At 24.9% G+C, this 1,103-nt stretch carries 2 protein-coding genes; both read left to right on the plus strand.

What is annotated here, in order from left to right:
* Window positions 1-95 precede the first annotated feature (95 nt).
* The gene (locus tag BN1075_RS00575) at window positions 96-437 is read left to right on the plus strand and encodes a hypothetical protein (protein WP_040191082.1); all 342 of its coding nucleotides are present in this window, start codon (window positions 96-98) and stop codon (window positions 435-437) included.
* 196 nt (window positions 438-633) lie between these two features.
* On the plus strand, window positions 634-1,103 hold a 470-nt coding region (locus BN1075_RS00580), incomplete at its 3' end, for a histidine phosphatase family protein (RefSeq protein ID WP_040191084.1).

Raw genomic sequence — 1,103 nt, forward strand, 5'->3', positions numbered from 1 at the left:
ATAGTATCATATTGTGAACTAAATGACTTTTGAAAAGTTAATAATACCGTATTTAAATATTAAATGTAGTAAATAATATTTATGAGGTGAATAACATGAGAAAGAAAGCGATTTATATAGCAGCATTAATAATAGCTGTTATTATTTTTACTACAAATAATGTATATGCAAATACTCCTATTGAACCTATTAATAAAGTTTATAAGGAAGGAATTTATAATTTGGATAAAAATTATAAAGGTGAATATAATTTGCAATACAAATTTGTTAATAAAAATAGTGATTCAGCAATTATTGTATTGGATGAAAATGCTAATATAGTTTATAAAAATATAAACTGTAATAGAAAATGTAACGCTGGTACAATAACAAACAAGAATACTATTATAGTAATAACAGATGGAGAAGTAGAATTAGATTTTACTAAAATAAATTAGAGATTAAATTGCAAAAATACCGTATTATTCAAAATGAATCTACGGTATTTTTTTTGTACACAATTCAAATATATTGCAAAGTAAATGAAATTTAAATTTTAAAAGTTAAATAATACATTATTAAAAAGGATGTTATAATAAATTCGTAATTGTATTAAATTGGAAGATATAAAATTTACATATGGAGATATATAATATGATTATATATTTGGTTAGACATGGTAAAGATTATGAAGAATATCGTGGTGGATGGAGTAATTTGGGCTTAATTGAAGAGGGGATAAATCAATCAAAGAAATTAGCAGAGCATTTATATAATAATAAAGATAAATATAATATTAATACCTTAATTAGTAGTGATTTAAAACGAACAGTAGAAACGGTAAATGAAATATCTGTAAGGTTTAATATGCCTGTAAAGTTCTGTGAAGAGTGGAGAGAGAGTAATAATGGGATGCTAGCAGGGATTTTGAATACGGAAGCAGTTGAAAAATATCCAGGTCTTTATTTTAACACTCTACAAATGGATGAACGATATCCAAGTGGTGAAAGTCCACTAGAATTTTATTCTAGAATCAAAAATGCATATAAAAAGCTTTGTGAGAAAATGATTAATTGTGAAATTGGTCCAAATGTAATGCTCGTTACACACAGTGGCGTAATTGA

Source organism: Clostridium culturomicium, from assembly GCF_000821305.1.
In the GTDB taxonomy this organism is placed as follows: Bacteria; Bacillota; Clostridia; order Clostridiales; family Clostridiaceae; genus Clostridium_J; species Clostridium_J culturomicium.

Bases quoted from the DNA above. Each gene is read 5' to 3' on its own strand.
- BN1075_RS00575 (WP_040191082.1), top strand. From the start codon at position 96: ATGAGAAAGAAAGCGATTTATATAGCAGCATTAATAATAGCTGTTATT.